Here is a 14,760-nt window from a genome sequence, read left to right as displayed (position 1 = left end):
TGGCGTCGGGCTCCTGGTGGAACGTCAGTGCGTGGCCGTGCTGGCGTCGTCGTGCGCGAGCACGAGCTCGCCGCGCAGCGAGTGCGGATACGCGTGATTGATCTTCACGTCGATCATCTGGCCGATCAGGCGCGGGTGCGACGCGAGCGGCGCCGGGAAGTTGACGACCCGGTTGTTCTCGGTGCGGCCCGCGAGCTCGTTCGGGTCCTTGCGCGACGGCCCCTCGACGAGGATGCGCTCGACCTTGCCGACCATCGACTGGCTGATGCGTGCGACGTTCTCCTCGATGGTCGCCTGCAGATGTTGCAGGCGTTTGAGCTTGACCTCGCGCGGCGTGTCGTCGTGCAGGTTCGCGGCCGGCGTGCCGGGGCGCGGGCTGTAGATGAACGAGAAGCTCGTGTCGTAGCTCATCTCGTGCACGAGCGCCATCATCTTGTCGAAGTCGGCCTCGGTCTCGCCGGGGAAGCCGACGATCAGGTCGGTCGACAGCGACAGGTCGGGGCGGATCGCGCGCAGCTTGCGGATCACCGACTTGTACTCGAGCACCGTGTAGCCGCGCTTCATCGCCATCAGGATCCGGTCGGAGCCGTGCTGGACCGGCAGGTGCAGGTGGTTCACGAGCTTCGGCACCTTCGCGTACATGTCGATCAGGCGCTGCGTGAATTCCTTCGGATGCGACGTCGTGTAGCGGATCCGTTCGATGCCGGGGATGTCGGCCACGTATTCGATCAGCGTCGCGAAATCGGCGATCTCGGACGAGCCGGCCGTCAGCGCGCCCCGGTAGGCGTTCACGTTCTGGCCGAGCAGCGTGACTTCGCGCACGCCCTGGTCGGCGAGGCCCGCGACTTCGGTCAGCACGTCGTCGAGCGGGCGCGACACCTCATCGCCGCGCGTGTACGGCACCACGCAGTAGCTGCAGTACTTCGAGCAGCCTTCCATGATCGACACGAACGCGCTCGGGCCCTCGACGCGCGCGGGCGGCAGGTGGTCGAACTTCTCGATTTCGGGGAACGTGATGTCGACCTGCGCGCGGCCGCTCGCGCGGCGCTGGTCGATCATCTGCGGCAGGCGGTGCAATGTTTGCGGGCCGAACACGAGGTCGACGTACGGCGCGCGCGACACGATCGACGCGCCTTCCTGGCTCGCGACGCAGCCGCCGACGCCGATCAGCAGGTCCGGCTTCGCTTCCTTCAGCTCGCGCACGCGGCCGAGGTCGGAGAACACCTTCTCCTGCGCCTTCTCGCGCACCGAGCAGGTGTTGAACAGGATGATGTCCGCGTCTTCCGGAGTGTCGGTCTTTTCGAGGCCTTCGGCGGCATTGAGCACGTCCACCATCTTGTCCGAGTCGTACTCGTTCATCTGGCAGCCGAAGGTCTTTACGTAAACTTTTTTCGTCATGGGGATTCGCCGTTCGCAGTGGTTGACCTGGGGGCGTCGTCTAGGGTGAATCGGGACGGCCGCCCGCCGCGCGGCGCAAGCGCCGCCGCGGGGAAGAGACCGTCGGGAAAGCTTTCTATTATAGCTTTTCATCCCGCGCGGAACGGCCGGCCGGGTGCGGGCGCGTGCGACGGCGGCGGCCGTGGGTCGGACCCCGGCGACGGGCCATCGGGCGCTCAGCGGCACGCATTCAGCAGGTCGTCGAGCGCCGCCTCCTCGCGCGCGAAGCGTTCGGCGAGGAAATCGAGCAGCACGCGCACGCGCGGCGCCATGTAGCGCCGGCTGTGATGGAGCGCGTGCAGCGGCGCGTCCTCCTGCCGCCAGTCGGGCAGCAGCACGCGCAGCCGCCCCCCGCGCACGTCGTCCGCGACGTCCCAGATCGACTTCTGCACGATCCCGTGGCCGCGCAGCGCCCACTCGCGGGCGAGGCCGCCGTCGTTCGTCTCGAACGCGCTCGCGAGCGGCACGGTATAGGTCTGCACCTCGTCGTCGCGCGTGAAGCGCCACGCGTTCAGCGGCCCGGATGTGAGCGTGATCACGATGCATGGAAAGCGGGCCAGGTCGTGCGGATCGCGTGGCGCGCCGTGCCGCGCGACGAAAGCCGGCGACGCGCACAGCACGCGCCGGTTCGCGGCGAGCCGGCGGGCGATCAGCGCGCTGTCGGGCGGCGCGGCGAAGCGGATCGCGAGGTCGATCTCGTCCTGCCAGAGGTTCAACGAGGAATCGGCCGCCGTCAGCGAGAACGTCACGTCCGGATGCTGCGCGGTGAATGCGTCCAGCCAGTCGAGCAGCTGGTTGCGGCCGAAATCGGACGTCGACGACAGCCGCACCTTGCCGCCGACGACATTGCGGCCCGCCTGCAGCATCGCATCCGCATCGTCGAGCGCCTGCAGCGCCTGCCGGCAGCAGTTCAGGTACAGGCGGCCCTCGTCGGTGAGCCGCAGCTGCCGCGTCGAGCGTTCGAACAGGCGGGTCGCGATCTGCGCCTCGAGCTTGGCGAGACGCGCGCTCGCGGCGGCCGGCGTCAGGTTCAGCTTGCGTCCGGCGGCGGACAGGCTGCCCAGTTCCGCCGCCTCGACGAACAGCCGGATATCGCCCAGTCGGTCCATCCGATTTTCCAATAAATTTTGAAAATGATTCAAATGCTACGCCAATTATCAAAAATCGGCGGATTCAGGAGAATGCGCGCACATCCCGTCATATTGTGTGCGGCGCGGCAGCGTTCCGGCGCCGCGCCTCCCGCTCCCGGAGACCACCATGCCCGTCCCGTTGCTGGCGCTCGCGATCAGCGCCTTCGCCATCGGCACCACCGAATTCATCATCATGGGCCTCCTGCCCGAGGTCGCGCACGATCTGGCGGTGTCGCTGCCGTCCGCCGGGCTGCTCGTGACCGGCTACGCGCTCGGCGTCGCGGTCGGCGCGCCGCTGCTCGCGGTGCTGACGAGCCGCATGCCGCGCAAGGCCGCGCTGCAGCTGCTGATGGCGATCTTCATCGTCGGCAACGTGCTGTGCGCGACCGCGTCCGGCTACGCGATGCTGATGGTCGCGCGCGTCGTCACGTCGTTCGCGCACGGTTCGTTCTTCGGGATCGGCGCGGTGGTCGCCGCGTCGCTCGTGCCGGCCGACAAGCGCGCGAGCGCGATCGCGCTGATGTTCACGGGCCTCACGCTGTCGAACGTGCTCGGCGTGCCGTTCGGCACGTTCGTCGGCCAGCTGCTCGGCTGGCGCGCGTCGTTCTGGATCGTCGCGGCGCTTGGCGTCGCGTCGCTCGCGGGCATTGCGGCGCTGGTGCCGAACCGCCACGACGGCGGCCCGATCGGACTCGGGCGCGAAGTGCGGGTGCTGAAGGAGCCGCAGGTGTGGCTCGCGCTGCTGATGACCGTGCTCGGCTTCGGCGGCGTGTTCGTCGTGTTCACCTATATCGCGCCGATCCTCGAGAGCGTGTCCGGCTTCTCGCCGCGCGCGGTCGCGCTGATCCTCGTGCTGTTCGGCGCGGGCCTCACGATCGGCAACATGCTCGGCGGCAAGCTCGCCGACCGCGCGCTGATGCCGTCGCTGATGGCGATCCTCGTCGCGCTGATGGCCGTGATGGCCGTGTTCGCGAAGACGAGCCATCTGCCGGTCGCGGCCGTGCTCACCGTGTTCGTGTGGGGGATCGCCGCGTTCGCGACGGTGCCGCCGCTGCAGGCGCGCGTCGTCGAGAAGGCGGCGAGCGCGCCGCATCTCGCGTCGACGCTCAACATCGGCGCGTTCAACGTCGGCAATGCCGGCGGCGCGTGGCTCGGCGGCCTCGCGCTCGGCCACGGCATCGCGCTCGACGCGCTGCCGTGGGTCGCGGCCGCGGTGACCTGCGCGGCGCTCGTCGTCACGTGGCTCGCGGCGCGGCTCGACGCACGCGGCCCGGCTCGCGGCGCTGCGGCGGCGGCGCGATAGCGTCGGAACGGGCCGCGACGATACGCATTCCTCCGCGATGCTGATAACGGTGTGAAGATAACTTCGTTTGCCGGTGCGGGGGCGGGTGATAGCGTCTCGGTACGCGCTTCGATCGATGCGCAATCCGATTCCCACCCGCTTATCCCATTCGCAGGGCCGCGTCGCGGCCCGGAGGCAAGCCCTATGTATTCACCCCTGGCGCTGGTGCGCGATGTGTCTTCCGTGGAGTCCGGCGAAGCCGCCGATGTCCGGACGCAGGCGTCGCTCGATGCGCTCGAGCAGGTCGTCGGCGTCAATCTCGCGCGGCTGCGCGCCGAGCGGCAGCTGTCGCTCGATGCGCTCGCGCGGCTGTCCGGCGTGTCGCGCGCGATGCTTGCGCAGATCGAATCGGCGCGCAGCGTGCCGTCGATCAAGGTGCTGTGCAAGATCGCGGCAGCGCTGAAGGTATCGGTCGCGGCGTTCCTGCGCCGCCATGCGGTGAACGGCTTCGAGCATCTCGCGGCCGACCGCGCGTCGCGCGTCGTCAGCTCGAACGGGCGCTTCTCGGCGCGCGCGCTGCATCCGGAAGGGGAGCCGGCCGCGGCCGAGTTCCACGAGCTGCGGATCGCGCCGCTGCATACCGAAACGGGCGTGCGCCGCGCGCCGGGCACGACGATCAACCTGGTGGTCAGCGAAGGCACGCTGGAGGTGAGCGTGCACGATCGTCGCCAGCTGCTCGCGACCGGCGATGCGATCGTGTTCGACGCCGACCAGCCGTACAGCCTGCGCAATCCGGGCGACAGCGAGGCGCGCGCGTTTCGCGTGACGGTGAGCCCGGAGGTGCCGCCGCGCTGGCTCGTGCCGGATGCGGCGCATGCGGCAGGCGCACATTAGACGGGGTCGTCAGTAAGGTTTTAGGTGCCGTTCGCTGCGTCGCGCGTGCGGCTGTTGTATGCTTTGCCCGCCGGTTCGTCCGGCAATCAGTGCGTCTTCAGGGCGGGGCGGAATTCCCCACCGGCGGTAGGCTGGCGTCAAGCCGGCGAGCCCGCGAGCGCCCGTGCGTCATGCGCGGGGTCAGCAGATCTGGTCGAATGCCAGAGCCGACGGTCACAGTCCGGATGAGAGAAGATGTGCAGATAGTCATGTCCGTCAGGGCCGCTTCGCCGTGCGTGCGAAGCGGGTTGTCGTTCTGTCTGTTTGCAATGCCCTGAAACGTTTTTCGCCCACATCGTATTGCGAGGAGCGTTTCACATGTCCTTTACTTCCGCTGCTTTGTCCCATTCGTCGGCGCCTGCCGACGCCTTCGCCGATCTCCCGTTGCTCGATTCCGAACCGGTGCCGCCGCGCATCGCCGCCGCGCTCGACGCGTTGCGCGCGGGCCGCGCGGTCGTGCTGCAGGACGATCACGACCGCGAGAACGAAGCCGACCTGATCGTGGCGGCCGAGCGGATCACGCCGGAAACGATGGCGCTGCTGATCCGCGAGTGCAGCGGGATCGTCTGCCTGTGCCTGACCGACGACAAGGTGCGCGCGCTCGCGCTGCCGCCGATGGTGCAGACCAACGAAAGCCGCAACGGCACCGCGTTCACCGTGTCGATCGAGGCGCGCGAAGGCGTGCATACCGGCGTGTCGGCGGCCGACCGCGTGACGACGATCCGCGCGGCGATCGCCGACGATGCGGCGCCGCACGACATCGTGCGCCCGGGCCACGTGTTTCCGTTGCGTGCGCAACCGGGCGGCGTGCTCGCGCGCCGCGGCCACACCGAGGGCACGGTCGACCTGGCGATCCTCGCGGGGCTGAAGCCGGCCGGGGTGCTGTGCGAGCTGATGAACCCGGACGGCACGATGACGCGCGGCGACGACGTCGCGCGTTTCGCGCAGCAGCACGGCCTGCCGATGCTGACGATCGCGGAGCTGGTCGAATTCCGCGAGGCGCTTGCGACCGCGCGTGAGTGCTGCGTGAGCGACGCGTAGCGCGCACGCGATCCGGCCGTGCGTGGATGCGTGAAGCCGCGTGAGGAAAGTGGACATTCGCCGATATCCGCCGCGCCGGTCGCCACCCTGACTTTCCATCCTCGAAGGCGTCGATGATCGTTCGCATGCCTTCGGAAGGCGGCCGGCGCTCGACGCCGGCGGTCATTCAATCAATCCGGCCCGGTCGGCGATATCCTCGTCGGGCTCCGCAAATGGCGGCGCGTCGGGTTTCCGGCGGCGTGCCGTTCGACGGCCGCCGCCGGGCATTACGACTGCACGTCGCCGAACTCGCCGCGCACGCCGGCGGCGACGAGCGACGGCAGCTCGTCCATCTTCCGCATGATCCGCGTGATGCCCATCGCGCGCAGCGCATCCGCGTAGTTGTCGGGGATGTGGCTCGCGCCGACGAACGCGATCGTCTTCATCCCGGCCGCGCGTGCGGCGTTCAGGCCCGACACGCTGTCCTCGACGACGATGCAGTGCCCGGGCGCGACGCCGAGCGTGCGCGCCGCATGCAGGTAGACGTCGGGGTAGGGTTTCGGCCGCGCGACCTGCTCGGCGCTGAACACGCGCTCGCCGAAGATCTCGGTGAGCGCGGCGCGCTTGAGCGAACTGCGCACGCGCGCGAGGCGGCTGTTCGACACGACCGCCGCGGGCAGGCTCACCTTCAGCAGCGCGTCGCGCACGCCGGTGATCGGCGCGAGCGATTGCGCGAGACCGGCCTCGATGTTGTGCTCGATCGTCTCGATGAAGTTGTCGGGCATCGTGATGCCGTAGCGCGTCTCGAGCCCGGCGAGGAAGCGCGACGTCTGCTGGCCGAACGCGGTCTTCGCGGCGGCCTCGAAATCGATGTGCGGGAACGTGGCGGACAGCGTGTCGAGCAGCACGCGGTCGGCGATGACTTCGCTGTCGACGAGCACGCCGTCGCAGTCGCAGATAAGGTGATCGAGCATGATGGTGAAGAAGCAGGGGCGTCGGCGACGCCTGTCAGCCGCCATGATACGTGCTTTGCCGGGCGACGGCGCGCAGGTTCGGACCGAGCGGCGGCCCTTGCCGACGCCGGGGGCCGGTCGCGGCGGGCGCCACAGTGAAACAGCCCGCGGCCTTGTGGCGCGCGGGCTGCGTTGCTTCGGCGATGCGGGCCGCCGGTCAGTGCGGCACGTGCAGCGTCAGGTACAGGCCGGCCGCGAGCGAGCCGCCGATCAGCGGGCCGATCACCGGAATCCACGCGTAGCGCCAGTCGCTGTCGCGCTTGCCGGGGATCGGCAGCAGCGCGTGCATGAGGCGCGGCGCGAGGTCGCGCGCGGGACTCATCGCATAGCCGGTCGGGCCGCCGAGCGAGATGCCGATGCCGAGCACGAGCAGGCCGACGGGCAGCGCGTCGAGCGCGCCGAGGCCGACCTGCGGCGACGCGAGGTACAGCACGCCGAGGATCAGCACGAACGTGCAGATCGCTTCGGTCAGCACGTTGTGACGGACGCTGCGGATCGCGGGCGCGGTGCAGAACACCGCGAGCTTCAGGTCGGGATCGGCTTCCTTCGCGAAGTGCTGGCGATACGCGAGCCACACGAGCAGCGCGCCCGCCATTCCGCCGAGCATCTGCGCGAGGATGTAGCCGCCGACCTTCGACCACGCGAACTTGTGCGCGAGCGCGAGGCTGATCGTCACGATCGGGTTCAGGTGCGCGCCGCTGAACGACGCGGTCACGTAGACGGCGACGAATACCGCCATCGCCCAGCCCCACACGATCACGATGAGGTCCGCGCCGCGGCCCTTGGTGTTGGCGAGCAGCACGTTCGCGACCGCGCCGTTGCCGAGCAGCACGAGGATGGCGGTGCCGATGAATTCTGCGAAATAAGGTGACATGTTGTCTCTCGTATGTCGTGGCGGACTCGCGCGCCGCGCGGTCCGCCGGTCGTTTTTGTATTCGTTATGGATGACGAATGGTTACTGCGCGTCGTCGGCCCACGCCTTTGCGGCGCGCACCGCGCGCTGCCAGCCGGTCATGCACCGTTCGACCTGCTCCTTCGGCATCGACGCCGAGAAGCGGCGGTCGAGCTGCCACTGGCTGCGCAGTTCGTCGAGGTTCTTCCAGTAGCCGATCGCGAGACCCGCGAGGTAGGCCGCGCCGAGCGCGGTCGTCTCGGTGATCTGCGGACGCACCGCGTCGACGCCGAGCAGGTCCGCTTGGAACTGCATCAGCAGGTTGTTCGCGCTCGCGCCGCCGTCGACGCGCAGTTCGCCGACGCTGATGCCCGAATCGGCCTCCATCGCCGCGAGCACGTCGAGCGACTGGTACGCGATCGAATCGAGCGCCGCGCGGGCCAGGTGCGCGGACGTCGTGCCGCGCGTGACGCCGAACAGCGAGCCGCGCGCGCGGGCGTTCCAGTGCGGCGCGCCGAGGCCGGCGAACGCAGGCACGAGGTAGACGCCGTCGGTGTGCGGCACGCTTTCCGCGAGCGCTTCGATCTCGGATGCGCTCTTGATGATGCCCATGCCGTCGCGCAGCCACTGCACGACCGCGCCGGCGATGAAGATGCTGCCTTCGAGCGCGTACTGCACGTCGTCGCCGATTTGCCACGCGATCGTCGTCACGAGGTTGTTCTTCGACTCGATCGGCTTGTCGCCGGTGTTCATCATCAGGAAGCAGCCGGTGCCGTAGGTGTTCTTCACCATGCCCGACGTCGTGCACATCTGGCCGAACAGCGCCGCCTGCTGGTCGCCCGCGATGCCGGCGAGCGGAATCTTCGACGCGAACACGGTGGTCTTCGTGTGGCCGTAGATCTCGGACGACGCCTTCACTTCCGGCAGCATGCTGCGCGGAATGTCGAACAGCTCGAGCAGCTCGTCGTCCCACTGGCGCGTATGGATGTTGAACAGCAACGTGCGCGACGCGTTCGTCACGTCGGTCACGTGCAGCTCGTGCTTCGTGAAGTTCCACACGAGCCAGCTGTCGACGGTGCCGAACGCGAGCTTGCCCTGGCGAGCACGGTCGCGCGCGCCGGGCACGTTTTCGAGGATCCAGCGGATCTTGGTCGCGGAGAAGTACGCGTCGATCGGCAGGCCGGTCTTCGCGCGCACCTTCGCTTCGAGGCCCTGCGCCTTCAGCGAGTCGCAGAAGTCGGCGGTGCGGCGGTCCTGCCAGACGATCGCGTTGTAGACCGGCTGGCCCGTCTCGCGATCCCAGACGATCGTCGTCTCGCGCTGGTTCGTGATGCCGATCGCGGCGATCGACGTGCCGTTCAGGCCGGTGCGGGTCACGGCCTCGGCCGCGACGCCCGCCTGCGTCGACCAGATTTCCTGCGGGTCGTGCTCGACCCAGCCGGGTTGCGGGTAGATCTGTTCGAATTCTTTCTGCGCGGTCGACACGATGTTGCCCTGGCGATCGAACAGCATCGCGCGGGAGCTCGTCGTGCCCTGGTCGAGCGCGAGGATGTACTGTTCCTGCATGTCTCTCATCTCCATCCGTAGTTGGCTTAGTTGTGATTCGCGCCGCACGAGGCGGCGCGATTTGGGTGAGTCGAAAACGGTCAGGCGTGTTGCGCGTGCGCGGCGGCGAACCACGCGTCGAGCGCGGCCGTCACCGCGTCGAGCGTGCCCGGCGCAACGTGCAGGCCGAGCTTCGAGCGGCGCCACAGCACGTCCTGTGCGCGCGTCGCCCATTCGACGTCGCGCAGGTAGCGCAGTTCGGCTTCGTGGATGCCCGGCGCGATTGCCGCGCCGAGCTCGGCGAGCGACTTCGCATTGCCGACGACGCGTTCCGCGCGCGTGCCGTACGCGCGCGCATAGCGGCGCGCGAGCTCGGCAGGCAGCCACGGATGACGCGCCGCGAATTGCGCGGCGAACGCGTCGAATTTCGCGTTGGCGATGTCGCCGCCCGGCAGCGGCGCGCCGGCGGTCCACGGCGCGGCGTCACGGCCGAGCGCGCGGCACAGCAGGTCGCCGGCTTCCTCGGCGAGCTTGCGGAACGTCGTGATCTTGCCGCCGAACACCGACAGCAGCGGCGCGCCCGCGCCGTCGTCCATCTCGAGCCGGTAGTCGCGCGTGACGGCGGACGCGTTGGCCGCGTTCTCGTCCTCGAGCAGCGGCCGCACGCCCGAATACGTCCAGTGGACGTCGGCCGGCGAGATCTTGCGCTTGAAGTAGCGGTTGATCGACTCGCACAGGTATTGCGTCTCGTTGCCGTCGATCGCGACCTTGGCCGGATCGTTCGTGTATTCGACGTCGGTCGTGCCGATCAGCGTGAAGTCGCGCTCGTACGGAATCGCGAAGATGATCCGCTTGTCCGGGTTCTGGAAGATGTACGCGTGGTCGTGATCGAACAGGCGGCGCGTAATGATGTGGCTGCCCTTCACGAGCCGCACGCTGTGCTGCGCGCCGCGGCCGAGCGCGCCGTGCAGCACGTCGCCGACCCACGGGCCGGCCGCGTTCGCGATCGCGCGGGCGCGCACGACGCTAATCGAGCCGTCCGCGAGCTGCAGCCGCGCTTCCCATTCGTCGCCGGCCCGCTCGGCGGACACGAGCTTGGTGCGCGTGAGGATCTCGGCGCCGCGCTCCTTCGCGTCGAGCGCGTTCAGCACGACCAGGCGCGCGTCGTCGACCCAGCCATCGGAATACACGAAGCCGCGCTTGATCGAATCGATCAGCGGCGCGCCGGCCGCGTGGCGGCGCATGTCGATGCCGCGCGAGCCGGGCAGCAGCTCGCGCTTCGCGAGGTGATCGTAGAGGAACAGGCCGATGCGGATCAGCCAGGCCGGACGCAGGTTCGGCATGTGCGGCATCACGAAGCGCAGCGGCCACATGATGTGCGGCGCCGCGCGCAGCAGCGTCTCGCGTTCCTGCAGCGCCTTGCGCACGAGCCCGAATTCGTTGTATTCGAGATAGCGCAGGCCGCCGTGGATCAGCTTCGTGCTGGCCGACGACGTGTGCGACGCGAGATCGTCCTGCTCGCAGAGCATGACCGACAGGCCTCGGCCGGCCGCATCGCGCGCGATGCCCGCGCCGTTGATGCCGCCGCCGACGACGAGCAGATCGTAGCGATTCGGTTGGGTCACCTGCTGTCCTTATCGTCTGATGGAAATTGACGAACAAGAAATGTTCGAATTCGAAATTTAACGAACGAATTCGAAAAAGTAAAGTTCGAAAAAGAGGGGCGGGTGGCGTGCCGGGCGATCCCGGACGATACTGGTGGAATCGACCGTTTCATGAGGTGAATCATGCGTATTGGGATGTGGGCCGGCGTATGCGCCGTCCTTCTGGCGGGGTGCGCGGGCACGCCGCCGCTCGGGGGCAGCTGGCGGGCGCCGTCGTTCGTGGCGTTGCAGACGGCGTGCGGCGGCACGGCGCGCGACTGGGGCGCGGATGCGCAGCCGGTCTACTCGGCGATCTACGATGCGTATGTCGCGAAACGGTATCGCGGGCTGTCGGAAGCGAACTACTGCACGTTCGTAAACGAACTTTCGGCGCGCTATGCGGCGCCGGACGCGTCGGCGCGGGCCGCCTGGGTCGCGTATTTCAACGACGCGCGCGCGAAGGCCATCGGCTGGCGCGCGGCGGTCGATCCGACACTGCGCGGCGGCTGAGCGGCGCCGCCCGGGATGGGCGAGAGGAGGGAGGGGGCGGCCGGAAGCCGGCCGCGGTCAGGTCAGGAAAAGCGGCATTTGATGGATCGCAGCGCCGCGTCGCCCGTCTCGGTCACGCAGTATTTGCGTCCCGAACCGAGCCCTTCGAGCCGGACGAGTTGCTGCTCGAGCAGCGCGTCGAGTTCATCGCGATCCATGTTGGCCTGATCGGGAGCATCCTTCACAAGCAGTAGCGTGGCGAATTCATGCGGACTCAGCATCGTTCTCTCCATGGCATCCGGACTGCCCGTGCACTCGGCTCGGTGGCCGGTGCGCGATACCCAGCGGGGGGTATGGCTTGGGGGGAAAAGCTGCTTTCGCCGGCCCAACGGAACGCCCGTGCGTTGGCACGGGCGGGACGGGCGAACAGGCCGGGGAACTGGAGTCTAGTCGAGCGCGCGGACAACGCCAAATCGCGCCCCATTAATTTTCCAATTGACAGAAGGATGCGCGGCAAGCGGTCTTGCTGTGCCGCCAACTTCTTGATTCCACTTGAAGTTTTGTGTGCGGCGCAGCATCGCGACGGTCATTCCGCGACGTACACCTGGGTGCCGGCGGCGGCGACCGTCTCCGCCATGTCCGGCGGCAGCGGCTTGTCGGTGAAGAGCGCGTGCACCTGGCTCAGGTGCCCCTGGCGCACGAGCGCCGGGCGGCCGATCTTCGAATGGTCGGCCACGAGGTAGACCGTGCGCGCATGCTGCATGATCGCCTCGGCGACCCGCACCTCGCGGGTGTCGAAGTCGCGCAGCGTGCCGTCGGTCTCGATCGCCGACGTGCCGATGATCGCGTAATCGACCTTGAACTGGCGGATGAAGTCGATCGCCAGCTCGCCGACGATCCCCTTGTCCCACGGCCGCACGATGCCGCCCGTGATCAGCACCTCGCAGTCCGGATAGCCGCTCATCATCGACGCGACGTTCAGGTTGTTGGTGATCACATGCAGGCCGTGATGGCGGTTCAGCGCGCGCGCGACCTCCTCGGTCGTCGTGCCGAGGTTGATGAACAGCGACGCCTGGTCGGGGATGTGCGACGCGGCGAGCGCCGCGATGCGCCGCTTCTCGTCGTGGAACATCCGCTGGCGCGCGGTGTACGACACGTTCTCCGAGCTGGTCGGCAGGCTCGCGCCGCCGTGATAGCGGCGCAGCAGGTTCAGGTCGGCGAGCCAGTTGACGTCGCGGCGGATCGTCTGCGGCGTTACCGCGAAGTGCGCGGCGAGATCGTCGACGGTCACGAAGCCGTCGCGCTGCACCCATTCGAGCAATTCCTGCTGGCGCGCGTTGAGGGTGAGGCGAGGGTCTCGGGTCATGGCTCGATGTCGAAGGCGTGAACACGGAGCGGGTATTGTAAGGGTGTTCGGCCGCCAAGCCGGGCGCGCCCGGCCGGCGCGCTGCCGATGATTCATGCGCGCGATGCATGGATTCATGTGACAAATGAATTTGCGCGACCGTGCCGATCACGCTGCAATGGCGGATTGTCCGCGTTCGCGCGCTCATTCAGTTTCCGACGAGGTGGAATCGATGACCGGCTTCAACTGGCACAACCCGTATCCGACGACGCGCATCCCGGTGTTCGCGCGCAACGTCGTGTCGACGTCGCATCCGCTGGCCGCGCAGGCCGGCTTGCGGATGCTGTGGAAGGGCGGCAACGCGGTCGACGCGGCGCTCGCCGCCGCGGCCGCGATCACGGTGGTCGAGCCGGTGTCGTGCGGGCTGGGCGGCGATGCGTTCGCGCTCGTGTGGGACGGCCGGCGGTTGCACGGGCTGAATGCGTCGGGCGTCGCGCCGGCCGCATGGAACGTCGACTATTTCCGCCGGCGTCATGGCGAGGACGCGCGGGGCCATGCGCGCAAGCCGACGCGCGGCTGGGACACGGTCACCGTGCCGGGTGTCGTCGCGGGCTGGGAGGCGCTGCATGCGAAATTCGGTTCGCTGCCGTTCGCGGACCTGCTCGAGCCGGCGATCGAGATCGCCGAGCGCGGCTATGCGGTGCCGCCGATCGTCGCGCACAAGTGGGCGGCCGCGGTGCCCGAGCTGAAAGGGCTGCCGGGCTTCGCGGACACGTTCATGCCGCGCGGCCGCGCGCCCGAGGTGGGCGAGCGCGTGTGCCTGCCCGGCCATGCGCAGACGCTGCGCACGCTCGCGAAGGACGGCGCGCGCGCATTCTACGAGGGCGCGCTCGCCGAGCGGATCGCCGCGTTCGCGCGCGACGGCGGCGGCGCACTGACCGAAGCCGACCTGCGCGCGTACCGGCCGGAATGGGTCGAGCCGATCGGCAAGCGCTTTCGCGGCCATACGATTCACGAGATCCCGCCGAACGGGCAGGGCATCGCCGCGCTGATCGCGCTCGGCATCGCCGAGCACGCGGGCGTCGCCGAGTGGCCGGTCGATTCGCCGGAATCGCAGCACCTGCAGATCGAGGCGATGAAGCTCGCGTTCGCGGACGTCTACCGCTACGTCGCCGACCCGCGCGCGATGGAGGTCACGCCCGAGCAGATGCTCGACGACGCGTACCTCGCCGAACGCGCGAAGCGGATCGACCCGGCGCGCGCGACGCACTTCGGCCACGGCCGGCTGCCGTCGGGCGGCACGATCTATCTGTCGGCGGCCGACGAGCGCGGGATGATGGTGAGCTTCATTCAGTCCAACTACATGGGCTTCGGCTCGGGCCTCGTCGTGCCGGGCGCCGGGATTGCGCTGCAGAACCGCGGGTACGGCTTCTCGATGGACCCCGCGTCGCCGAACGTCGTCGCGGGCGGCAAGCGGCCGTTCCACACGATCATTCCGGCGTTCGTGACCGAAGAAGTCGACGGCCGCACCGAGGCGGTGATGAGTTTCGGCGTGATGGGCGGCGACATGCAGCCGCAGGGCCATCTGCAGACCATCGTGCGGATGCTCGGCTACGGCCAGCAGCCGCAGGCAGCGTGCGACGCGCCGCGCTGGAAGGTCAACCGCGACTTCACGCTCGACGTCGAGTCGAGCATGGATCGCGCGACGGTCGGCGCGCTCGCGGCGCGCGGCCATACGATCAAGTCGGTCGACGATCCCTACATGGATTTCGGCTCCGGCCAGTTCGTGTGGCGGCTCGACCGGGACGATCCCGACCGCGGCTACGTAGCCGCGAGCGACAGCCGGCGCGACGGACTCGCCGCCGGTTTCTGACGGTTCCCTTCCACACGCGTCCCCGACGGGCGGCCGGACGGCCGCCCGTTTGGTCTGTGCGCCACGTGCTCGACAGTCTCCTCTGACGAACCGCAATGGCCGGCGCGGAACTGCGCCTGGCCGGCGCGGTCAGTGCTCTGAAGCACGATCATTAAAGT

General features: G+C 68.7%; 13 protein-coding genes and 1 riboswitch. Of the genes, 5 read left to right on the top strand and 8 right to left on the bottom strand.

Features of this window, described 5'->3' with window-relative positions; genetic code table 11:
• Positions 1 to 24 precede the first annotated feature (24 nt).
• Together miaB and ACFIMZ_RS16365 are read right to left on the bottom strand one after the other, a co-directional pair.
• The gene (gene miaB / locus ACFIMZ_RS16370; protein ID WP_010090748.1) at positions 25 to 1,398 is read right to left on the bottom strand and encodes a tRNA (N6-isopentenyl adenosine(37)-C2)-methylthiotransferase MiaB; all 1,374 of its coding nucleotides are present in this window, start codon (positions 1,396 to 1,398) and stop codon (positions 25 to 27) included.
• Between the two features lie 215 nt (positions 1,399 to 1,613).
• Complete coding sequence (locus ACFIMZ_RS16365; RefSeq protein ID WP_431820411.1) at positions 1,614 to 2,546, bottom strand: LysR family transcriptional regulator; 933 nt, start codon at positions 2,544 to 2,546, stop codon at positions 1,614 to 1,616.
• Between the two features lie 148 nt (positions 2,547 to 2,694).
• Here ACFIMZ_RS16365 and ACFIMZ_RS16360 point away from each other — a divergent pair, with 148 nt between their 5' ends.
• The 3 genes from ACFIMZ_RS16360 to ribB all read left to right on the top strand — a co-directional run bounded on the left by ACFIMZ_RS16360 (position 2,695) and on the right by ribB (position 5,823).
• On the top strand, positions 2,695 to 3,870 hold the full coding sequence (locus ACFIMZ_RS16360) for an MFS transporter (RefSeq protein ID WP_431820410.1): 1,176 nt from the start codon (positions 2,695 to 2,697) through the stop codon (positions 3,868 to 3,870).
• A 183-nt stretch (positions 3,871 to 4,053) separates the two neighbouring features.
• Positions 4,054 to 4,743, top strand: a complete 690-nt coding sequence (locus ACFIMZ_RS16355; RefSeq protein WP_431820409.1) for a helix-turn-helix domain-containing protein — start codon at positions 4,054 to 4,056, stop codon at positions 4,741 to 4,743.
• 89 nt (positions 4,744 to 4,832) lie between these two features.
• Positions 4,833 to 4,983: riboswitch (FMN riboswitch) on the top strand.
• Between the two features lie 117 nt (positions 4,984 to 5,100).
• Positions 5,101 to 5,823 carry a 3,4-dihydroxy-2-butanone-4-phosphate synthase gene (gene ribB / locus ACFIMZ_RS16350; protein WP_431820408.1) on the top strand — a complete coding sequence of 241 codons (723 nt, stop codon included), beginning with the start codon at positions 5,101 to 5,103 and terminating at the stop codon, positions 5,821 to 5,823.
• A gap of 266 nt (positions 5,824 to 6,089) precedes the next feature.
• On the opposite strand, the gene ACFIMZ_RS16345 is transcribed toward ribB, so the two are convergent.
• From ACFIMZ_RS16345 to glpD, 4 genes are all read right to left on the bottom strand, one after another.
• Positions 6,090 to 6,776, bottom strand: a complete 687-nt coding sequence (locus ACFIMZ_RS16345; protein ID WP_431820407.1) for an HAD family hydrolase — start codon at positions 6,774 to 6,776, stop codon at positions 6,090 to 6,092.
• Positions 6,777 to 6,972: 196 nt separating this feature from the next.
• Complete coding sequence (locus ACFIMZ_RS16340; protein ID WP_084905327.1) at positions 6,973 to 7,689, bottom strand: MIP/aquaporin family protein; 717 nt, start codon at positions 7,687 to 7,689, stop codon at positions 6,973 to 6,975.
• 81 nt (positions 7,690 to 7,770) lie between these two features.
• Entirely contained in the window at positions 7,771 to 9,273 is a 1,503-nt protein-coding gene (glpK, locus tag ACFIMZ_RS16335; protein WP_431820406.1) for a glycerol kinase GlpK, read from the bottom strand.
• An 80-nt stretch (positions 9,274 to 9,353) separates the two neighbouring features.
• Positions 9,354 to 10,877, bottom strand: a complete 1,524-nt coding sequence (gene glpD / locus ACFIMZ_RS16330) for a glycerol-3-phosphate dehydrogenase (RefSeq protein ID WP_431820405.1) — start codon at positions 10,875 to 10,877, stop codon at positions 9,354 to 9,356.
• Positions 10,878 to 11,039: 162 nt separating this feature from the next.
• Here glpD and ACFIMZ_RS16325 point away from each other — a divergent pair, with 162 nt between their 5' ends.
• Complete coding sequence (locus ACFIMZ_RS16325) at positions 11,040 to 11,405, top strand: hypothetical protein (protein ID WP_431820404.1); 366 nt, start codon at positions 11,040 to 11,042, stop codon at positions 11,403 to 11,405.
• A 62-nt stretch (positions 11,406 to 11,467) separates the two neighbouring features.
• Here the strand turns inward: ACFIMZ_RS16325 and ACFIMZ_RS16320 are convergent, their stop codons facing one another.
• Both ACFIMZ_RS16320 and ACFIMZ_RS16315 read right to left on the bottom strand, forming a co-directional pair.
• Complete coding sequence (locus tag ACFIMZ_RS16320; RefSeq protein ID WP_059612197.1) at positions 11,468 to 11,665, bottom strand: phage tail assembly chaperone; 198 nt, start codon at positions 11,663 to 11,665, stop codon at positions 11,468 to 11,470.
• Positions 11,666 to 11,970: 305 nt separating this feature from the next.
• Complete coding sequence (locus tag ACFIMZ_RS16315) at positions 11,971 to 12,750, bottom strand: DeoR/GlpR family DNA-binding transcription regulator (RefSeq protein WP_010090759.1); 780 nt, start codon at positions 12,748 to 12,750, stop codon at positions 11,971 to 11,973.
• Between the two features lie 211 nt (positions 12,751 to 12,961).
• Here ACFIMZ_RS16315 and ACFIMZ_RS16310 point away from each other — a divergent pair, with 211 nt between their 5' ends.
• Positions 12,962 to 14,602, top strand: a complete 1,641-nt coding sequence (locus ACFIMZ_RS16310; RefSeq protein ID WP_431820403.1) for a gamma-glutamyltransferase family protein — start codon at positions 12,962 to 12,964, stop codon at positions 14,600 to 14,602.
• Positions 14,603 to 14,760: the final 158 nt, after the last annotated feature.

Source organism: Burkholderia sp. F1 (assembly GCF_050813845.1).
Lineage (GTDB): Bacteria > Pseudomonadota > Gammaproteobacteria > Burkholderiales > Burkholderiaceae > Burkholderia > Burkholderia ubonensis.
The sequence above is the reverse complement of the archived record's forward strand: the minus strand, read 5'-3'. Positions and strand labels throughout refer to the sequence as shown.